2 protein-coding genes and 1 pseudogene are annotated in these 1,441 nt (G+C 56.1%); 1 reads left to right on the plus strand and 2 read right to left on the minus strand.

Going from position 1 to position 1,441, the window contains the following annotated elements; all coding sequences use genetic code 11:
* Nucleotides 1-110: 110 nt before the first annotated feature.
* Both GEU01_RS27480 and GEU01_RS21755 read right to left on the minus strand, forming a co-directional pair.
* A pseudogene (locus tag GEU01_RS27480) lies at nucleotides 111-620 on the minus strand (DUF1269 domain-containing protein).
* A gap of 27 nt (nucleotides 621-647) precedes the next feature.
* Nucleotides 648-902: a hypothetical protein gene (locus GEU01_RS21755; RefSeq protein WP_019087674.1), complete on the minus strand. Its 255-nt coding sequence runs from the start codon at nucleotides 900-902 to the stop codon at nucleotides 648-650.
* A gap of 327 nt (nucleotides 903-1,229) precedes the next feature.
* Here GEU01_RS21755 and GEU01_RS23855 point away from each other — a divergent pair.
* Nucleotides 1,230-1,441, plus strand: a 212-nt coding sequence (locus GEU01_RS23855) for a helix-turn-helix domain-containing protein (RefSeq protein WP_042711035.1), incomplete at its 3' end; no start/stop codon positions are given.

The raw sequence follows: 1,441 nt of genomic DNA on the forward strand, positions 1-1,441 counted from the left end.
GGATGGCCCCTTGTGAAGATGTACTGTCACACCCGGACAGGATGCCATGGATCAGACAGGCCAGTCCTACGCGTCCAGCCTGAGACTGGAAGCGTCGGACGATTACGATTTCAGCCAATCAGGCTGCGCAGTTTCGCATCAGCTTCAGGAGAAAGTGATGTTTGCATAATATGGGGATGTCCGCCCAGCTTGTGGAACTCACTGACGACCTTTTCAGGCTGTGCCTTGCGCACCAGAATGAACAGTGCCGATGTGCCGTTCCTGACCTGCTGGCCCACCTCCCGGATGAAATCATCGCTGATTCCGTAGTCACTGAAGTGGCCCTCCAGCGTGCCCACGCCAGCGCCGGTCATGCTCCCTACCACGAAGCCTGCCAGCGGGTTGAGGAAAATCAGGCCGAGCAGCGTGCCTCAGAACGCACCCGTCGCAAGACCGCCCGAAAAACCCAGGGCCGTCAGATTGACCGACTGATCCAGATGCACTTTGCCGTCGCTGGTGCGACGGACAACCACGGCATCCGCAAGGTCGATCAGATATTCTTTTTCCAGTGCCGCGCACTCGGTACGGGCAGCAGTAGCACCATCTTCGGTGTCAAAGCCGATAACAATAAGATCTGAGATAAATTATTCCATCCTTAGTGGGCAGGATTACTTTGCCTTGCGGTGGCGGAAATGAACCAGCGCCGAAAGAGCGATGACCCCGGCAACCGTAAGATAGAACCGCAGATGTGATGCATGCCGTGCCTGCTCATGCGTTTCCAGTTGAGACTGAAGGGCGCTGATCTGCTCCTTCAACTGCTTCTCAACACGATCGGAGTGCCGTGAAAATACGTGTTCCGCGTGATCCTGCAGCGTCCGCGATGCGTCACGCACTGTCTGCTCCAGATTCAGGTCTGCTGCCATGATTACATGATCCTTCATATGTCGTTGTCGCGCTCGATACGAGACGGTACCGAATTGTTCCGTTCCCATCTGTCCGTCAACAATTCCTCACGAGGCGGGGTAGCCTTGATTGACTTACGCAAGCAGTGGCGTGGCGCTGGGCTTCACACAGATTGGAGCTCAATATTGAACACCGCATGTATCTGTTCCACGCGCGCCTGTATTCACGGAATTCGGGCCGATATGATGGTGCTTCTTCTGCCCCGGGTGAGATGCCGATCCTGTCAAAAGCCCTTGCGAGACGGTTTCGTCCCCTATAATCGGGAGAAACTGCTCACAGGAGGTCAAATGGCGGATCAGGACAGAAAGAGGAAAAATTCAGGTCGGCCCGACAGCCGGATGTCGGAAGAACTGGATGCCCTGATCCTGAAAACCGCCACCCGACTGTTTGGGGAACAGGGCTACGCCGCCACATCGGTCGAACAGATCGCGGCCGTGGCGGGAGTGGGCAAGCAGACCATCTACCGGCGGCACCCATCCAAGGAAAACCTGTTCAAGAC

This window comes from Komagataeibacter europaeus LMG 18890 (genome assembly GCF_000285295.1).
In the GTDB taxonomy this organism is placed as follows: Bacteria; Pseudomonadota; Alphaproteobacteria; order Acetobacterales; family Acetobacteraceae; genus Komagataeibacter; species Komagataeibacter europaeus.